A 17224-nucleotide genomic window follows, 5' to 3' on the forward strand; every position below is an offset into this window, starting at 1 on the left:
GTGTCGGCTAGCCGACGGTTGCGCCGACGCGCAGGGCGTGCGGCTCGATCGCGCCGCGGACCAGGGCCCGCTCGTCGATGGTCTCGGCCTTGTAGGGCAGGGTCGAGAGGGTGGCGGTCATCTTCGCGACCGGATCTTCGATGGCCTTCGGGGTGCCGAAGATGAAGGTCCACTCGTGCTCGTCGCTGACGTAGGGCACGACGGTCTCGAAGAGGTTGTGGAAACGGGTCCACGAACGCTTCAGGGTTTCATTGCGCCACATGGTTTGACAGCCCGCCTGGGCGGCGAGGACGCCGCCTTCGGCCAGGATCGCCTTGCAGCGGTTGAGGAAATCGTCCTCGTAGAGGCGGTTGTGCTGTGCGTCCTCGACCCGCTCATCCGGCAGGTCGATACAGATCATGTCGTAGCGCACGCCCGTGGCCTCGGCGTTGGCCAGGAAGTCCCACCCGTCGGCGTAGTGCATCTTGATCGGGCCGTCGTGCGCGACCGCCGCGGCCAGATCGGCCTCGGAGTAGCCGTAGGGGAGGTGCTTGGCGCACAGCTCCACCTCGAGCTGATCGATATCGACGTGATCGACGAGCGACGCGCCCGCCGCGGCCGACATCTGCGAGGCCACACCCTCACCGGAACCGATGATCAGCACCTTGTCCAGCTTCTCGGCCAGCGCATAACCCGGGACCAGCATGGCCTCGTGGTAGGTGAGCTGGGAGAACTCGGTGGACTGACGATCGTCGTCGGAGAACAGGGACAGGCCCTGCTCGGTCTTGGCGATCACCATGTGCTGGAACGGGGTGTTGGTATCCACCACGACCTCGGACATGTTCCACACCCGGGTCAGGCCCTCGCCGACCGGCTCGTGGATCCGGCGGGCGCTGTGGCCGCGCTGGATGACCTCCATATTGACCGACGCCGGCGAAAGCTCCTGCTGCAGCAGCTCGACCGCCTTGGTGGCGCCGGAACCGATACTGCCGCAAGTGAATACGTCGACGAAGATGTCGCCCGACTCGGGATAGGTATGAATCGAGGCGTGCGATTCCGCAAGGAGAGCCAGGATGGTGACACCCTGCGGCTCGAACTGCTTGCGCACGACATCACAGATGGTCACCCCCGCGGCGACCAACGATTTTCGAAGTGCGGCTTCGAGGCGTTCGAGGTCGTCGCAGAGGGCTGCGTCGACTCCACCGAACTCGGCCAGCACATGCCAACCGGTGAATTCTGCCGTCATGGCTAAACTCACTCTCGCTCAGCGCCGATGACATGAACAGTCAAGGGCGGAAAACCGTTGAAGGACACCGACGAATAGCTCGCCGTATAGGCGCCGGTTTCGAGGATCCGAACGGGATCACCGGCTCGCAACGTGGTCGGAAGTAGGACTCGCGTGCGTTGATAGAGTACATCGTCGCCGTCGCAGGTTGGACCGGCCACCACGACCTCATCCTTCGGATCGCTGTCGCGGTCGGTCTGGAATCGGTAAGCGATGTACTCGTTCTCGGTTTCGGCCATGCCGTTGTAGCGGCCGATATCGAGGTATACCCAGCGTCGCCCATCGGGCGCCTGGCGAACATTGACGACCTCGGCGTGAATCACGCCGGTGTTACCCACCAGGGCGCGACCGGGTTCCACGACGAGCTCGGTGTGCTCGGGCAGATGACGAGCGGCGGCGGCGGCGATCACCGCGCCCAGCTCATCCACGCCCGGAGCGGCATCGGCATACGAAATCGGAAGTCCCCCACCGATATTCACCGCCGTAACGGGAATATCCTTGACCGCCAACGCTTCCGCGATGGCACCGGCCTGCTCGATCCCGATCTGCCACGCGATCGGATCCAGCTGCTGCGAACCCACATGGAAGTACGGGCCGACGACCTTCAGGCCCAGATCGCGGGCCCGCACCAGCAGATGCACGGCCTCACCGGGCGCGCAACCGAACTTGGTGCCGAACGGCGTCTGCGACTGCGGCGCGGAGGCCAGGAAGCGGCACTCCACCTCCGAACCGGGCGCATGCTCGGCAATGCGCTCGACATCATCCTCGGTGTCGAAGGCGAACCGTCGCACCCCGGCCGCATAGGCGGCGGCGATATGGGCGGCTTTCTTGATCGGGTTGCCGTAGCACATGACGGCCGGATCGACGCCCTGCTCCAGGCAGAGTTCGATCTCCCCAACGCTGGCGACGTCGAACTCCGCGCCCTCGTCGTTCAGAAGCCGGATGATCTCCGGCAGCGGACTCGCCTTGACGGCGAATCTGATTCGCGCCGAAGGTAGCGCGGCATGCAGCGCGCGATAGTTCGCGCGGACCCGGTCCAGGTCGATGACCAGACAGGGCGACTCGGGCAGGTTTCGATCGGTCAATCTAAGGGAACTCTTCTCGGTTCGGGCCCAGCAGGGGATTTTGGGCAACAGTGCGCGAGAATAGCAGCGGTTGACCACCGAAAACCAACCAGTGGCACAACGACTACGTCACCCTAACGCCCGCTTCCGGACCCGAACCCGGCGCGACAGCTTACGGAAGTGTGAACGAATCAGCCCGCGGAGACCGCGACCTCGTCGAACACCACTTCACCGGCGGCATCGGACTCGTCCAGATCCACCACCGCGTTCAGCGACCAGCCATGGTCACCGGTCGGATCGTCGAGCACCTGGCGCACATGCCAGAACCGGTCCCGCTGCTCGACCTGGAACAGCTTCGGGCCGCGCGCGTTCGGGCCGGTGCCGATGCTGTCGTACTCCTCGAAGTACGGCTCCAGCTCGGTCTCCCAATCCAGCTCGTCGCCCAGGTCGTCGAGGGCATCCCAATGGTGCAGGGCGGCCATCTCCACGCGCCGGAACATGGCATTGCGCACCAACACCCGGAAGGCGCGCTCATTGGCCGAGATCGGCCGCACGGTCTCCGCGCCGAACGCCACCTGCTCGGTGTCGGACTCCGCGCCCGGATTGGTGAGCTGCTCCCATTCGTCGAGCAGGCTGGAGTCGACCTGGCGGATGAGCTCGCCCAGCCATTCGGTGATGTCGTCGAGCTCCTCGGTGCGCGCCTGCTCCGGCACCGTGCGGCGCAGCGCGCGATAGGCGTCGGCGAGATAGCGCAGCACCACGCCCTCCGAGCGGGCCAGCTCGTACACCGACACCAGCTCGGCGAAGGTCATGGACCGCTCGACCATCTCGCGCACCACGGCCTTGGGGGAGGGCTCGAACTCCGACACCCAGGGATGCCCGGCCTTGTAGGTCTCGTAGGCGGGCAGGATCAGCTCCTCGGCGAGGGGCTTGGGCCAGGTGACCTCTTCGAGAAGCTCCATGCGCTCCTCGTACTCGATGCCGTCGGCCTTCATCTGATTGACCGCGATCCCGCGCGCCTTGTGCTGCTGCGCCATGAGCAGCTGCCGCGGATCCTCGAGCGTGGATTCGATCAGCGAGATGACATCCACGGTGTAGGTGAGCGACTCCTTGTCGAGCAGCTCGAACGCGGCCAGCGCGAACGGCGACAGCGGCTGATCGAGCGCGAAATCGCGTTGCAGATCCACCATGAGCCGGGCACGGCGGCCGTACTGATCGGGCTCGTCGAGCTGCTGCACCACGCCCGCGTCCCGCAGCGCGCGATACAGGCGGATGGCCTTGAGAATGTGCTTGCGCTGCGCCGCGCGCGGTTCGTGGTTCTCCTCCAGCAGATGCCGCATTGCATCGAAGCAATTGCCCTTGCGCGCAATCACATTCAGCAGCATGGAGTTGGTCACATTGAAGCGCGACTGCATCGGCTCGGGGGAGGCCCCGACGAGGCGGTCGAAGGTCTCCTCCGACCACGAGACGAAACCCTCCGGGGGCTTACGCTTCACGACCTTCTTGAGCTTCTTGGGATCGTCACCGGCCTTGGCGATCAGGCGCGCGTTCTCCACCTCGTGCTCGGGAGCCTGTACGACCACCGTGCCCATGGTGTCGAAGCCCGCGCGCCCGGCCCGGCCCGAAATCTGGTGGAACTCACGGGCATTGAGGCGACGCGTGCGCACACCGTCGTACTTGGTGAGCCCGGTCAGCAGCACGGTGCGGATCGGCACATTGATGCCGACGCCGAGGGTGTCGGTGCCGCACACCACCTTCAGCAGCCCGTCCTGCGCCAGCTTCTCCACCAGGCGGCGGTATTTGGGCAGCATCCCGGCGTGGTGCACACCGACACCGTGCCGGATGAACTTCGCGAGCGTCTTGCCGAAGCCGGTGGCGAAGCGGAATTCGCCGAGCGCCGTCGCGATCGCGTCCTTGTCCGCCTTCGACAGCATGTTCACGCTCATCAGCGCCTGCGCCCGCTCCATGGCCGCGGCCTGGGTGAAGTGCACGACGTAGACCGGGGCGAGGCTGGTGGTCACCAGATCCTCGAGGGTCTCGACAATGGGCGTGCGGACATACGAGAAGCTCAGCGGCACAGGACGTTCCGCGCCCGACACGATCGCGGTATTGCGCCCGGTGCGCTTGGTCAGGTCCTCGGCGAAGAAATCGACCTCACCGAGCGTGGCCGACATGAGCAGGAACTGCGCCTTCGGCATTTCGATGAGCGGTGTCTGCCACGCCCACCCGCGATCCGGATCGGCGTAGTAGTGGAACTCGTCCATGATGACCTGGCCGACATTGGCGTCCGCGCCCTCGCGCAGCGCCAGATTCGCCAGGATCTCCGCGGTCGCGCAGATGATCGGCGCGTTCGGATTCACCGCCGCATCACCGGTCACCATGCCGACCCGGTCCGCACCGAAGATCTCGCACAGCGCGAAGAACTTCTCGCTCACCAGCGCCTTGATGGGTGCGGTGTAGTAACTGCGCTCACCCTTGTTCAGCGCCGCGAAATGCGCGCCGATCGCCACCAGCGACTTACCGGACCCGGTCGGGGTATTGAGGATGACGTTCGCACCCGTCACCAGCTCGAGGAGGGCCTCCTCCTGCGCCGGATACAGGGATAACCCTTCCCCCTCAGCCCATTCGGCGAATGTCTCATAGAGCCAGTCCGGGTCCACGTCGGATACGGCTTGATCGGGAACCAATTCGGACAGCTGCACGCCGCCCAACGTTACCGGTCCGCCGATCGAGTACTGGTAGCGGCGGGCCCGAGGGGCGGCCGAGGAGCCGGTTGACGCACGCTCGAACGGGAGGTGCGGCCGTTCTCGAGGGTCGGCCGATGACCGGGCCGAGGGATCGGTGGCGCCAACTGTCCGCCACCGACCAGCGGTCAGCGGAGCGGGCCGCCCTCTTCACCGTCGATATCGCCGAGACCGGCTTGTTCGGCCAAGAAGCGCTCGAACTCCGCGCCCAGCTCGTCACCGGTGGGCAGTTCGTTCTCGCTGGCCAGCAAGCTGGATTGACGCTCCTGCGCGGTGACGAAGCTGTCGTACTGGCGCTCCAGGGCCTGCACGACGGTCTCCACTTCGGAGTTGCCCGCAATGTGCTCGTTCACCTGTTCGCGGGTGCGCGCGGCCGCCTCGGTGAGCGCGGCGAGGGGAAGTTCGAGGCCCGCGTTCTCGGCCACGTTCTCCAGCAGCGTCTGCGCGGCCTCCGGATAGGCGGTCTGGGTCAGGTAGTGCGGGACATGCACCGAGAAACCGACCGACTCGTGTCCGTGCTGGGCCATGCGGTACTCCAGCAGCGAGGACGCGCTGCCCGGCACCTGCAACTCGCCCGGCCAGCGCTGATGATCACCGATCAGGTCGCTGTCACTGGCATGCGCGGTGATGCCGAGCGGGCGGGTGTGCGGGATCGCCATGGGGATCGCGCTCAGGCCGATGGTGCGGCGCACGCCCAGCTGTTCGGACAGCAGACGCACCGCGGTGACGAACTTCTCCCAGCGCAAATCCGGTTCCAGCCCGGACAGCAGCAGGAACGGCGTCCCCGCGGTGTCCTTGAGCGCCCACAGATTCAGCTCGGGCTCGGCGTAATCCGAGAAGTGGTCGGTCTTGAACATCATGAGGGGCCGACGCGACCGGTAGTCCAGCAACTCGTCCATATCGAACGAGGCGACCAGCTCGTGCTCGAGGCTTTCCTTCAGGTGCGTGGTGGCCAGACGGACGGCGTGACCGGCGTCGGTGAAGCCTTCCAGACCGTGCACAAGGACCGGACCCGCACCGTCGGACGACGACAGCTGCGGAGCCGGAAACTCGAGCTCGTACATTCGCGACTCGTAGTCCATCGCGTACTCCTTCCTGCGTGGCCCACTTGCGCGACCATGTTCATTGTCCCTCATGCGCTTGCCGGCCGTGCACTGCCCGCACCGCCCATGCAACACGCCGAACCGGGACACGCATTCCCGGGGGCTCGCCACGCCGCGCGGTATTCCCTGTGAACAGCAGAAATTCGGCATAGTGGACGAGTGAACGCGCCGGATTCATGCCGCACGGCCTTACGATTCGCGACGGCCGCAGTGCTCGCCTGCCTGCTCGCCGCGTGCGGAACCACGGTCTCCGGTCACCCCAATGCCTCCCGCAATCCCGCGACCACCACGGTGCATGCCAACTCCGATCTGGCCCGCCTGCTCCCGGACCCCTCCCAGTTCCCCTCCCGCTACGCCGCCGTCGCCCTCCCCGCCGAGGTGGCCCTGCAAGCGGCCAACGACCTGGACGGCATTCTCCCCCGCGGTGACATCAACCCCGGCAGCTGCGCACCCCAGGCTCCCACCGCGGGCCCGGTCGTCATGGTCGGTACCGACGACACCACCCGGGCCACCCTGACCGTGGAACTCACCCGTGCCGATCAGCCCCTGTCGAAACTGCGAAACCAATTGCAGCAGTGCACGACCGTCCACGTCACCCACAGCGGCACTACCGCCACCATCACCACCGAACTGGATCCGGCACCACCCCTCGACGCCGACGACACCCTCGCCCTGCGCCGCACGGTCACCTCCGAATCCGTCACCCAGCCCCGCACCATGCAGACCCTGCTGGGCCAGATAGGCGACATCCGAATCAATGTCACCTACATGTCTTTCACCAACGCCCCCTCCGATACCGAAGCCCTGGACACTCTCTTCGCCACCGCCGTCACGAAGGTCCGGAAGGGCTGAAGATGCGCCGGTAGATGTCCATGGCGTGGCTCGTCATGGCGGGTGCGCCGGGTTCCATGCGATAGGTCCGCGAACCATCGGGTAGTCGTTGCGCGCGGAGAAACAGGTCGGTTGCTCGCCGACGCTCCGAGAGCTCGGACGCGAAATCGTACAAGTGCGTGACCACAACCACTTTCACGCCCGAGTCGAGCAGCGCCTCGGTGATCGGCGCGAGGATTTCCGACGCCTCCCGCTCACTGGTCGACGCGAACGGTTCATTCCACAGCACCAGGGACGCCGGTGTGATCCGATTCGTCAGCTCGCGCATGCGCACCAGCTCTTCCTTCAACTTGCCGTAGGTCATCGAGGAGTCTTCCCGAACCCGGAAGTGGGTGAAGATTCCCGCCCTGACGTCTGCCTCATAGGCCTCCGCCACGACGAACATGCCCGCCTGCATCATGATCTGGGCCGCGCCGAGACTGCGCATGAAGGTCGATTTCCCGCCACTGTTCGCGCCCGTGATGACGATCAGCTTCTTTCCCCGGCCGTCGATCGAGTTCCCTACGACCGCCGATTCCGTGGACAGGCACAGCGCCGGGTCTCGCAATGAGCGAAAGCTGAAGGACACGCCACCGTCTCGCGATAGCGGCGTGGGAAGGCATACGGCATATCCGTCGGTTCGCAAGCGCTCGAACAGGTTCGAGCAGCCGACGAGGAAGGCCAGCTCGGTACGCAATTCTTGAAAGAAGCCGACGATCACATCGGTGACATGGGAGACCACATCGGCGACACGATCGAGGCCCTTTCCGACGAGCCGCCAGATGAACTGCTTGGCGCTCTCATCGGTATGCGAAATCCCTACTACGTGACCCTTCTTGTGGCCGAACAGGGATTGGCGGCGTCGGGCGTGCCGCAGCGGTTCATGCAGGACGGCATTGGCGATCCCGCCCTCCGGGCCGAGCTCGGCGCTGATATCGAAGCCGTGATCGAATTGCAGGGCGTCGAGATGACGCTCGACCTCGGCCAGATAGTCGTCCCCGAATTGTTCGTCGAGCCTCTCGGTCAATCCGAGGAAACCCTCCGAGCGGAAGTGCGCGGAATTCCTCGCACATGTCGATCGCAGGAGCCGCAGGAAACCGATGAGCTTGGTGAGCGGTTCCAGGGAGAGATACAGCTTTCCGCGCGCGCCACGGTCGCGGCCGACCGTCCATTTTCGTGCGCCCGCGGCGTCGGTGGCGATGGAGTAAAGCTCCCGGAGCAGTTGCGGATTCGCGCAGCCGTCCATCACCACCCGCTGCCGGTAGGTGATGACCTCCGGATCCGTCGATGATCGTGGGATCGTGTCCTGCACGACGGTGCGGATGAACTGGTCACCGCCTGCCATGACGCCGTACATGATGGACAGCTCGAGATCGTCGGCGACGGTTTTGCCGTTCTCCGCGGCCTGGTCCGGAGCCCACCCCTCCGGCCCGAGAAGGTTCACCCTCACCGCGCCACCCTCGCGACAATGGCGTCATAGGACAGGTCGAACTGATTCGCCAGGGCCATGGCGTAGGCCCGGCCATCCGCCGGTTTTCGTTCCAGCCTGAACGTTCGGAGCGTCGCATCGTCGCCGATGCCCGCGACCATGCTCACGACGCCATCCAATCCCGAGAGCTCGTCCAGAAACGTCACGAAGACCGTGATGGACTTTCGCTCGGAGATTTTTCGCAGGACCTGTTCACCGATGCGCTGGGCGTCCACGGTGGCGGCCGAGCTGAAACTCTCGTTCAGGATGATGATCGTGCGCTCGGTGGCGAGGTCGAGCGTGTCATTGATCGCCATCAGCTCATTCTGAAGTTTGCCTGCCTCGTCGGATGTTCCCTCGCGCCTCTCGAAGTGCGTATGGATTCCGTCGGTGAGCATCATTCTCGCTCGACGCGCCGGAACGGGACAGCCCAGAGCCGCGAGATAGGCTCCCTGGCCGAACATTCGGGCGAAGGTGCTCTTGCCGCCCTGATTCGGGCCGGTCACGACGATGATGCGTTCATTGCCGGAAAGGTGATAGTCATTGGAGACAGGCATCTTTCCTTCGTCGACGCACTTCAGCGCGAGTGCCACATCGTAGGCACCCTGCACTCGAATGCTGTCGAAGGAATCGGTGACGTCGGGAAGGCAGAACTCCAAGCCGTGCGCGGACAACTTGTCGACCAACTGGAGATAGGAAAAATAGAATCGAAGCTCACCGTCCACGCGGTCGACCACGGGATCGATGAACTCGCAGCGGGAATCCGAGTACTCCATCATCCGGCGGAACGGCAGCGGAAATATTTGAACGAGCTGGTCGAGAACGCGCTCTTCGACGGGGTGCACGTTCGTGGACCACGGAATGCTGTCCTGGCCCGCAGGTGTCCACCCGCGCATGAACGGCGCGAACAATCGCTCGATCACCGCGGCGTAATCGGGTGCGCCACTGGCTTCTTCGACCACTATCCGATGTTCGTCGACCCGCATCGTGTAGTGGATCGTCCCGATGTCGGCGAGTACTTCCGCACAGCCTGAGACAAGTTCTTCGAACTCGGCTCGGGCGACGTAGGCGTTCACATAGTCTCGCCACGACTCGAGCGCCTGTGAAGTGAGTGCGATTCCATCCAGGCCCTGGCGCAGGGACAGCACGGCCTGGCAATAGGCGTGCAATACATCCAAGCGAAGCCTGCACCTGATGATCGCGTGGTCGACCATCGACAGTTCGGACAGATGCCGCCGGATCTTCGTCATCGACCGTGAGAACGACTCGAGCTGGGCACGCACGGGTGGCGAGGAAAGATCCTCGAAGACCTCTCGGCGGTATTCGACATCCTCGCTGTGCAGCAAGGGCGTTCGCAACAGGCGATCGATCGATGTGCCGCCATGTGCCGCCGCGATCTCGGCGAAGACGCGTTCGAGATTCAGGTCGGAGATCATGGCCGAATCGCGCGGCACCGTGGCACTGTGCTCGGTATCGCGCCATAGGACACTCGGCAATCGCATAGTTCCTCCGCCCCTCGGCTGCGCCCGACAAACGCACCCTCCCATGCTTGCCCAGCGTACGTGCGGTGCCCCCGGGGAGCCGCCCCTGCCTGGGTTCGGCTCCCGAATTCGAGATCAGCAGGCGGAGCCTGTGCCTGAGCCCGCGGAACCGGATCCGGCCGAGCCGGAGTTGGCGGCGCCGGAGTTGGCACCTCCGGGGGTGCCGGGCGGACTGTAGCAGTGGATCACCTGTGATTATCATGAAAGCATAAGTGCCGCAACATGATTCGGTTCATGCATGAATGTGGAGCGTTACCGGTGGGTAGTCACGGGCGACGGTAGCGGTCGACAAGTTCGGTGCCGAGGCGGGCTAGTTCGTCGCGGACGGATTGGGGTTCGAGGACTTCGATGGCGGTACCCCAGCCCGCGAGCTGCTGGGCGATCATGAGGGGAGTGGGGGCGGTGATCCGGACTTGGATGCGGCCGTCGCCGACCGGGCCGTCGACCTCGCAGTGGCGGCCTTGCTGGTGCCGCAGGACGGGGAGCAGCGGGGCGGGGATGAGGGCGGTGGCGGCGAGGGTCGAGCGGTGGCGTTCCACCTCCTCTACGACCTCGGACCAAGCGCTGGAGAGATCGAAATCGTCGGGTCGATGGGAGGTTTCGTCCAGGGTCTCCGAGTCGGCGATGCGGTCCACGCGGAAGGTGCGGCGGCCGCGCTCGGTACCGGCGACCAGATACCAGATGCCGTCCTTGTCGACCAGGCCCCACGGGTCGACGATCCGGTGGGTGCGCTGTCCCGCGCGCTCATAATCGAAGGCGACCTTGCGGCGGCGCACGACCGCCTGTTGCAGTGCGCTCACCAACTCCGGTGTCTCCTCATCTCGTTCGCCCCAGCGGGCCGGGTCCACCACCACCGCGCCCGCGGCCGCTTCCGCCTCGATCCGAAACGATTGCGGCAGTGCGCGCAATAACTTCCGCAGTGCCGATCGGGTGGCCGGGGTAGCGGTGGCCATCGGGCCCAGCAAGAGGAACAGTGCTTGTGCTTCCGGACCCGTCAAACCGCTCAGGTCCGTTCGCGCGCCACCGATCAGCGCCCATCCGCCGCCCCGTCCGGGCTGCGGATACACCGGAATCCCGGCCGTGGACAGCGCTTCCAGATCCCGGCGCGCGGTCGCCACCGAAACTTCCAGCTCGGCAGCCACTTCGGCCGCGGTCACCCGTCCGCGCGTCTGCATGAACAGCAGGGTCGCCACCAATCGATCCGCTCGCATATCCGAAATTGTGCCCGTCAAAGTGCTCATTCGGTGAGCACTTTGACGTCGATGATGGATTCATAGACATCGGGAACCGATCAAGGAGAAGCAAATGTTGCGAGGCATGGCGACCGTCAACTACTACGCCGACGATCTCGAGGCCGCCAAGGACTGGTACGCCGAATTGCTCGGAGTGGCACCGTATTTCACGGTTCCGGGCGGGTACTACGAGTTCCGCATCGGCGACTACCAGGCCGAACTCGGCATCATCAACCGCAAGTACGCGCCCACCACGCCGGATCAGCCGGGCGGCCAGATCGTGAACTGGCATGTCGATGACGTCAAGGCGACCTTCGAGCGGCTGCTGGACATGGGGGCCAAGGAATACGAGCCGATCATCGAGCGCGGGGAGGGCACCGGATTCGTCACCGCCTCGGTGGTCGATCCCTTCGGCAATGTCCTCGGCATCATGTCCAACCCGCACTACCTGGAAATTCTCGCGAAGACCCACTCGAAATAACGGGTGTGCCAAGGGATCCGGGGTGTGCGCGCCCCGGAATCCGGGCTCTGCCCAGCCCGGTTCCGCGCGGATCAGCCCGCGGAGCCGGTGGGGAACATCCCGCTGAAGGACCCGGTGGAATTCGGGTTGCTCAGGTTGTAGTTGATGGACCCCGAGGACGTGTCCTGCCGAGCGGTAACGGTGTAGTTGCCGTAATCGGAGGGAACCCAGGTGACTTCGGCGGTCGCGGCATTGTTGTCCCACTGGTCCTGCTCGGGGACGGCATAGCCGATGACCGTGTTGTTCACCGAGATCGTCACCTGGCTCAGGCGATTGCTTCCGACCAGGCGGACCCGCACGAAGCAGGGCTTGCCAACGGCGCATTTCTGGCTGTCGGAGACATTGTCCACGCGCACCTTGTCGGTGTCCGCGGACGCGGACGGAGCCAACAGGGCCGGGATGCCGAGGGCGGTCAGGGCGACCGCCGCGACGCCGGTGAATTTCGTGCTCTTCATTTGCACGCGTTACTTCCTTCCAGCACTTCAGGCGAGTGCCGAGCCGGACTGTAACAGCGCGGTGCGGGCCGGTCGGGCAAAATGAAAATGATGTGTTTCGAAGTGTGGAGGCGGCAAATTCCCGGCGATTCTCGTGGCTTTCGATCTGCGGCAAGGTAGCAGCGGGCACCGACAGAATCCGTCCACGCGAAGCCGCGCCACGCCGAGTTGTCCACGCCGCGCCCGGCTCTCCACAGACCAATCAAAAGCCCAGGTGGACAACACGGGTGGAATGCGGTCGGGGCGCACTCTCGACGCCATGACAACGCCCACGGAACCCACACCACCCGAGCCCACCTACCACGCATCCGAATTCGCCCACCCGGCATCCGAGTTCACCGCCGCAACAGCACGCGAAGCCTTCGTCGACGTTACCCAGGAGCTCCCCGCCCCGGATCGCGAAGCTTTCACCGGCACCGGCGAGGAATTCGCGGACGGGACGGATCCCGAAGCCGCCGAGGATGACCCGCCGCCCGGTGACCCTCCGATCGAACCGGAGCCGCGCCTGCGGGATCCGGGCGACCTCATCGCCGCGGTGCCCGCGATGCTCGGCTTCATGCCCGCCCGGTCGCTGGTGGTGACCGTGCTGCGCGCCGAACCGGATCTCCCGAGCGCCGCGACCGTGGACGTGGTGGCGCGCATGGATCTCGACGGTCTCGGCCGGGTCGCCACCGTCGAACTGATCGAGCGGGTAGCGGGAATCTGCCTGCGGCGGCACGCAACCGCGGCCCTGGCCCTCATTGTCGACGATCGCGCCACCGCACCGACCGAGCGGCACAATGGCGTCCGCGGCCGCAAGCATCGCGACCTCGTGCACGCGCTGGAACACCGCCTCGATGCCGAAGCTGTGCCGTTGGCCGGTGCCTGGGCGGTGTCGGCCATCGGACCGGACCTGCCGTGGTGGAGCGTGGTCGACCCGCCGTGCCGGGGCGTACAACCCGACCCGGCGAGTTCACTGGTGACGCTGCGGCAGGTGCTCGAAGGCCGTCCGATGCGCGGATCCCGCGCCGAGCTCCTCGCCATGATCGCCGTGGACGAGGTACTGCGGGACGAAGTAGCGAGCGTGCTCGACGCAGCCAGTGCGGCCGCCGCGGAACGGCTGGCGCAGGCCGTACGCCGTGCCGACCCGGACTCCTACACCCGGGTGACACTGCGAAACGTGCTGCGGCAGATAGCCGATATCGGCTCCGGCGCGCAGCTGGACCCACTCGAGCTCGCGGATGTGGCCGTCGCCCTGCGTGATTCGACCGTGCGCGATGCCATGTTCGCCCTCGCTCCGGGCACCCACGCCGATGCCGCCGAAGCACTGTGGCTCCAGCTCACCAGAGCACTTCCGGACCCGGACCGCGCCGAAGCCGCCGCGCTGCTGGGCTATTGCGCCTATGTCCGAGGCGATGGCCCGCTCGCGGGCGTCGCACTGGACGCCGCGCTGAACTCCGACCCGCAGCACCGCATGGCCATCCTGCTCGATATCGGATTGCAAACCGGTATGCGCCCGCAGCGCCTGATTGGCCTCGGGGACTCCGGTCGTGCGGCGGCGATCGATCTCGGCATCGATCTCGAATCGGAGCCGAAATGACCGCCTCGCCGCTTCGGATACGCCGGGCCCACAGCGGGATTCAGCACGTACGGTGCCTGCCCGGCGCGCCCTACCTGCCCCGGCGTGCGCACAGCTGGACCAACTGCGCGCACTGCCGGATGCGTTGCTCCGTACTCAGCGGGCGCTGTGCGCGCGATCGCCGAGGGATCGAATGAAATCCCAGGCGTCGGAGACGATCTCATCGAGATCGGTGTGCTCCGGCCGCCAGCCGAGCTCCGCCGTGGCGAGCGCACTGGAGGCGACGAGCACCGCCGGATCGCCCGCACGACGCGGCGCGTCCACCGAGGCGATCGGCAGGCCGGTCACCCGCTCGCACGAGGAGATCACCTCGCGCACCGAGAAACCGGTCCCGCTACCGAGATTGAAGATGCGGTGCTCACCCGGCGTGGACTGGGACAGGGCCAGCAGATGCGCCTGCGCCAGATCCCGAATGTGGATGTAATCGCGGACCGCCGTGCCGTCCGGCGTCGGGTAGTCCGTGCCGAAGACCGAGATCGACTCGCGATGGCCCAGCGCCGTCTGCAACACCAGGGGGATGAGATGCGTTTCCACCACCCGGTTCTCACCGAGCCCGGCATACGCGCCGGCCACATTGAAGTACCGCAGGCTGGTCGCCGCCAGCCCGTGCGCCACCGCGTACGAGGTGATGGCGTAATCGATGGACAGCTTGGACGCGCCGTACGGATTGGTCGGCCGCTTGGGGGCGTCCTCGACGATCGGCACCTGCTCCGGCTCGCCGTAGACGGCGGCCGTGGAGGAGAACACCAGGCGCGGCGTCCCCGCCTTGCGCATGGCCTCCAGCAGCGTGAGGGTCTTCACCACATTGCCGTGCCAGTACTTCTCCGGCTCCTGCACCGACTCGCCCACCAGCGACTGCGCCGCGAAGTGCAGCACGCCGTCGAACGATTCGGCCGCGATGAGGTCCGCGCCGACGGTGGCGATATCACCCTCGACGAACTTCGCCCCGGCCGGAACGCCCTCGGCATTGCCGGTGGATACATCGTCGACGACGACCACTTCGTGGCCGTCCTCGAGCAGAACCTGTGCGCAGACGCCACCGACGTAGCCCGCGCCTCCGGTAACCAGAAGCTTCACGTATCAGACCAACTTCACCTGGACGGCATGCGCCATCTCATCGGACAGTTCGAAACCCGCGTGCCCGGGGACCGAGATGATCACCGCACCCGGCTTGGTCTCGACCGTCACGCGCGCGTCCGGCACCACACCGGCCTCGCGCAGCATATTGATCACCTCGGGATCGGTCTGAATGTGCTCCGACAGCCGGCGCACGACCACCGCCTGCGACTGCCCGGACGGCAGATCCGACAGGCGCACCAACTTCTCCTCCACGCCCGCGCCATGCACCACGCCCAGCTCGTCGAGGCCCGGGATCGGATTGCCATAGGGCGAGGTGGTGGGGTTGTTCAGCACCTCCACCAGGCGGCGCTCCACCTCCTCGCTCATCACGTGCTCCCAACGGCACGCCTCGGCGTGCACGTTCTGCCAGTCCAGCCCGATGATGTCGACCAGCAGGCGCTCGGCCAGCCGGTGCTTGCGCATGACCGAGACCGCCATGGCACGACCCTTGTCGGTCAGCTCGAGATGGCGATCACCGGCAACGGTCAGCAAACCGTCGCGCTCCATCCGGGCGACCGTCTGGCTGACCGTGGGTCCGCTCTGCTCGAGGCGCTCGGCAATGCGGGCACGCAGGGGCGTGACACCCTCCTCCTCGAGGTCGTAGATGGTACGGAGATACATCTCCGTGGTGTCGACCAGATCCTTCACCTGTTAACCCTTCGTCGGCACGAATTCTACCCATGCGCGGCGGCTACACCGGGGGACAGCATATTTCGCGAACGCTGGGAGAACATCCAGGACGGGGCGCGTGTTCCCTGCGGGTTTCGCCGGTCACACACATCACCGCCCCCGTATCGCAGCGTTGCAGTGTCAACAGACTACGAACTCCGGCGACGCACTAGCGTGGCAGGTATGCCTGGCCGCGTGCGCGAAGACGGAACCGTTGTCTGGACCGACAGGTTCCTGGACTACTCGTGGACGCCGGAACACCCCATGCGACCGGCCCGGCTGGAGTTCACCATGGCACTCGCGAACGGATTGGGGCTGCTCGACGGGGTCGAGACGCTCACGCCCGAGGCGGCCGGGGACGCGGAACTGCTGCGGGTGCACACCCACGATTACGTGGAGGCGGTCAAACACGCTCAGCAACCGCCCGGCGCACCGCCCGCCGCGCCGCCGTACGGGCTGGGGTCGGCCGACAATCCGGTGTTCCCGCATATGCACGAGGCGGCCTCGGTGATCGTGGGCGGAACTCTGGCGGCCGCGCGGGAGATCGCGGCCGGGCGGACGCGGCGCGCGGTCAGCATCGGCGGCGGCATGCACCATGCCATGCCCGCCTCCGCGGCCGGATTCTGCGTGTACAACGATGTGGCGGTGGCGATTTCGTGGCTGCTCGACAATGGCTTCGACCGGATCGCCTATGTCGATGTGGACGTGCATCACGGTGACGGCGTGCAACGCATGTTCTACGGCGACCCACGGGTACTGACCGTGTCGATCCATCAGCATCCGGCGACCCTGTGGCCGAATACCGGCTGGCCGGAGGAGACCGGTATGGGTGCGGCCGAGGGCACCGCCATCAATCTGCCGATCATGCCGGGCACCCGGGACCAGCTGTGGCTGCGCGGCTTCCACGCCGTGGTGCCGGGCGCGCTCGCCGCCTTCCGCCCGCAGATCGTGATCAGCCAATGTGGCGTGGACACCCACCGCGAAGACCCCCTCGCCGACCTCGAATTGAGCGTCGACGGCCAGCGGGCGGCCTTCCTCGCCATGCGAGATCTCGCCGACCAGTACGCCGAAGGCCGCTGGCTCGCGGTCGGCGGCGGCGGATACGGCCTCATTCGCGTGGTTCCTCGTGCCTGGACCCACCTGCTCGCCACCGCCCTGGACCGCACCATCGATCCCGGCACCCCCACCCCACCCGAGTGGAAAGACCTAGTCGGCCGGTACGCGCCCACCATCGCCCCACCCGAAACCATGGGCGACGGCGCGGATACCACCTTCGACCGCTGGGACGGCCCCGGCGGCACCCGCGAAACCGGCGACGACCGCACCGACCGCGCCCGCCGCGCCCTCGACGTATCCGTATTGGCAACACGCCGCGCCACTTTCGGCCTGCTCGGCCTGGATCCGGAGGATCCCCGTGACTGACCCCACCACCCCCACCCCGCCCCCACGCGGAAACCCACCCTCCGGCAACGGCTCACCCACACCCGGAAAACACGCCGCCGCGCCCGATGACCACGC

Annotated in this window: 14 protein-coding genes; 4 read left to right on the forward strand and 10 right to left on the reverse strand. The window is 66.0% G+C overall.

Annotated elements, in window-relative coordinates; genetic code table 11:
- Positions 1-7: 7 nt before the first annotated feature.
- The 4 genes from speD to AB0N05_RS08020 form a co-directional block, all read right to left on the reverse strand.
- Entirely contained in the window at positions 8-1225 is a 1218-nt protein-coding gene (speD, locus tag AB0N05_RS08005; protein ID WP_364688958.1) for an adenosylmethionine decarboxylase, read from the reverse strand.
- 8 nt (positions 1226-1233) lie between these two features.
- Positions 1234-2334: a type III PLP-dependent enzyme gene (locus tag AB0N05_RS08010; RefSeq protein ID WP_364689605.1), complete on the reverse strand. Its 1101-nt coding sequence runs from the start codon at positions 2332-2334 to the stop codon at positions 1234-1236.
- A 185-nt stretch (positions 2335-2519) separates the two neighbouring features.
- Complete coding sequence (locus tag AB0N05_RS08015) at positions 2520-5030, reverse strand: DUF3516 domain-containing protein (protein WP_364688961.1); 2511 nt, start codon at positions 5028-5030, stop codon at positions 2520-2522.
- A 170-nt stretch (positions 5031-5200) separates the two neighbouring features.
- Entirely contained in the window at positions 5201-6154 is a 954-nt protein-coding gene (locus AB0N05_RS08020; protein ID WP_364688964.1) for a PAC2 family protein, read from the reverse strand.
- Positions 6155-6334: 180 nt separating this feature from the next.
- On the opposite strand from AB0N05_RS08020, the gene AB0N05_RS08025 reads away from it, so the two are divergent.
- Positions 6335-7027: a sensor domain-containing protein gene (locus AB0N05_RS08025; RefSeq protein WP_364688967.1), complete on the forward strand. Its 693-nt coding sequence runs from the start codon at positions 6335-6337 to the stop codon at positions 7025-7027.
- Here the strand turns inward: AB0N05_RS08025 and AB0N05_RS08030 are convergent.
- The 3 genes from AB0N05_RS08030 to AB0N05_RS08040 all read right to left on the reverse strand — a co-directional run bounded on the left by AB0N05_RS08030 (position 7005) and on the right by AB0N05_RS08040 (position 11265).
- Positions 7005-8495 carry a DNA mismatch repair protein gene (locus AB0N05_RS08030; RefSeq protein WP_364688970.1) on the reverse strand — a complete coding sequence of 497 codons (1491 nt, stop codon included), beginning with the start codon at positions 8493-8495 and terminating at the stop codon, positions 7005-7007. The two genes, AB0N05_RS08025 and AB0N05_RS08030, sit on opposite strands and share 23 nt — an antisense overlap.
- Positions 8492-10015, reverse strand: coding sequence for a DNA mismatch repair protein MutS (locus AB0N05_RS08035; protein WP_364688973.1), 1524 nt, complete (start codon positions 10013-10015; stop codon positions 8492-8494). The genes AB0N05_RS08030 and AB0N05_RS08035 overlap by 4 nt, the downstream gene beginning before the upstream one ends.
- 305 nt (positions 10016-10320) lie before the next feature.
- On the reverse strand, positions 10321-11265 hold the full coding sequence (locus tag AB0N05_RS08040) for a YafY family protein (protein ID WP_364689608.1): 945 nt from the start codon (positions 11263-11265) through the stop codon (positions 10321-10323).
- 94 nt (positions 11266-11359) lie between these two features.
- Between AB0N05_RS08040 and AB0N05_RS08045 the strand changes: the two genes are divergently transcribed.
- On the forward strand, positions 11360-11767 hold the full coding sequence (locus AB0N05_RS08045) for a VOC family protein (RefSeq protein ID WP_364688976.1): 408 nt from the start codon (positions 11360-11362) through the stop codon (positions 11765-11767).
- Between the two features lie 71 nt (positions 11768-11838).
- Here AB0N05_RS08045 and AB0N05_RS08050 read toward each other — a convergent pair whose 3' ends face one another.
- Positions 11839-12261 carry a hypothetical protein gene (locus AB0N05_RS08050; protein ID WP_364688979.1) on the reverse strand — a complete coding sequence of 141 codons (423 nt, stop codon included), beginning with the start codon at positions 12259-12261 and terminating at the stop codon, positions 11839-11841.
- A gap of 298 nt (positions 12262-12559) precedes the next feature.
- Between AB0N05_RS08050 and AB0N05_RS08055 the strand changes: the two genes are divergently transcribed.
- Complete coding sequence (locus AB0N05_RS08055) at positions 12560-13879, forward strand: DUF4192 domain-containing protein (RefSeq protein ID WP_364688981.1); 1320 nt, start codon at positions 12560-12562, stop codon at positions 13877-13879.
- 135 nt (positions 13880-14014) lie between these two features.
- Here AB0N05_RS08055 and galE read toward each other — a convergent pair whose 3' ends face one another.
- A complete protein-coding gene (gene galE, locus AB0N05_RS08060; RefSeq protein WP_364688984.1) occupies positions 14015-14995 on the reverse strand; it encodes a UDP-glucose 4-epimerase GalE in 981 nt (326 codons plus the stop codon).
- 3 nt (positions 14996-14998) lie between these two features.
- The gene (locus AB0N05_RS08065) at positions 14999-15685 is read right to left on the reverse strand and encodes an iron dependent repressor, metal binding and dimerization domain protein (protein ID WP_364688987.1); all 687 of its coding nucleotides are present in this window, start codon (positions 15683-15685) and stop codon (positions 14999-15001) included.
- Between the two features lie 204 nt (positions 15686-15889).
- Between AB0N05_RS08065 and AB0N05_RS08070 the strand changes: the two genes are divergently transcribed.
- Positions 15890-17128 carry an acetoin utilization protein AcuC gene (locus AB0N05_RS08070; RefSeq protein ID WP_364688990.1) on the forward strand — a complete coding sequence of 413 codons (1239 nt, stop codon included), beginning with the start codon at positions 15890-15892 and terminating at the stop codon, positions 17126-17128.
- Positions 17129-17224 lie beyond the last annotated feature (96 nt).

Source organism: Nocardia sp. NPDC051030 (assembly GCF_040683015.1).
Classification (GTDB): Bacteria; Actinomycetota; Actinomycetes; order Mycobacteriales; family Mycobacteriaceae; genus Nocardia.

Coding starts and splice junctions, on each gene's coding strand:
- AB0N05_RS08020 (WP_364688964.1), bottom strand. CDS start 6,154: ATGGACTACGAGTCGCGAATGTACGAGCTCGAGTTTCCGGCTCCGCAG.
- AB0N05_RS08055 (WP_364688981.1), top strand. CDS start 12,560: ATGACAACGCCCACGGAACCCACACCACCCGAGCCCACCTACCACGCA.
- AB0N05_RS08070 (WP_364688990.1), top strand. CDS start 15,890: ATGCCTGGCCGCGTGCGCGAAGACGGAACCGTTGTCTGGACCGACAGG.
- AB0N05_RS08045 (WP_364688976.1), top strand. CDS start 11,360: ATGTTGCGAGGCATGGCGACCGTCAACTACTACGCCGACGATCTCGAG.
- AB0N05_RS08050 (WP_364688979.1), bottom strand. CDS start 12,261: ATGAAGAGCACGAAATTCACCGGCGTCGCGGCGGTCGCCCTGACCGCC.
- AB0N05_RS08035 (WP_364688973.1), bottom strand. CDS start 10,015: ATGCGATTGCCGAGTGTCCTATGGCGCGATACCGAGCACAGTGCCACG.
- speD (WP_364688958.1), bottom strand. CDS start 1,225: ATGACGGCAGAATTCACCGGTTGGCATGTGCTGGCCGAGTTCGGTGGA.
- AB0N05_RS08040 (WP_364689608.1), bottom strand. CDS start 11,265: ATGCGAGCGGATCGATTGGTGGCGACCCTGCTGTTCATGCAGACGCGC.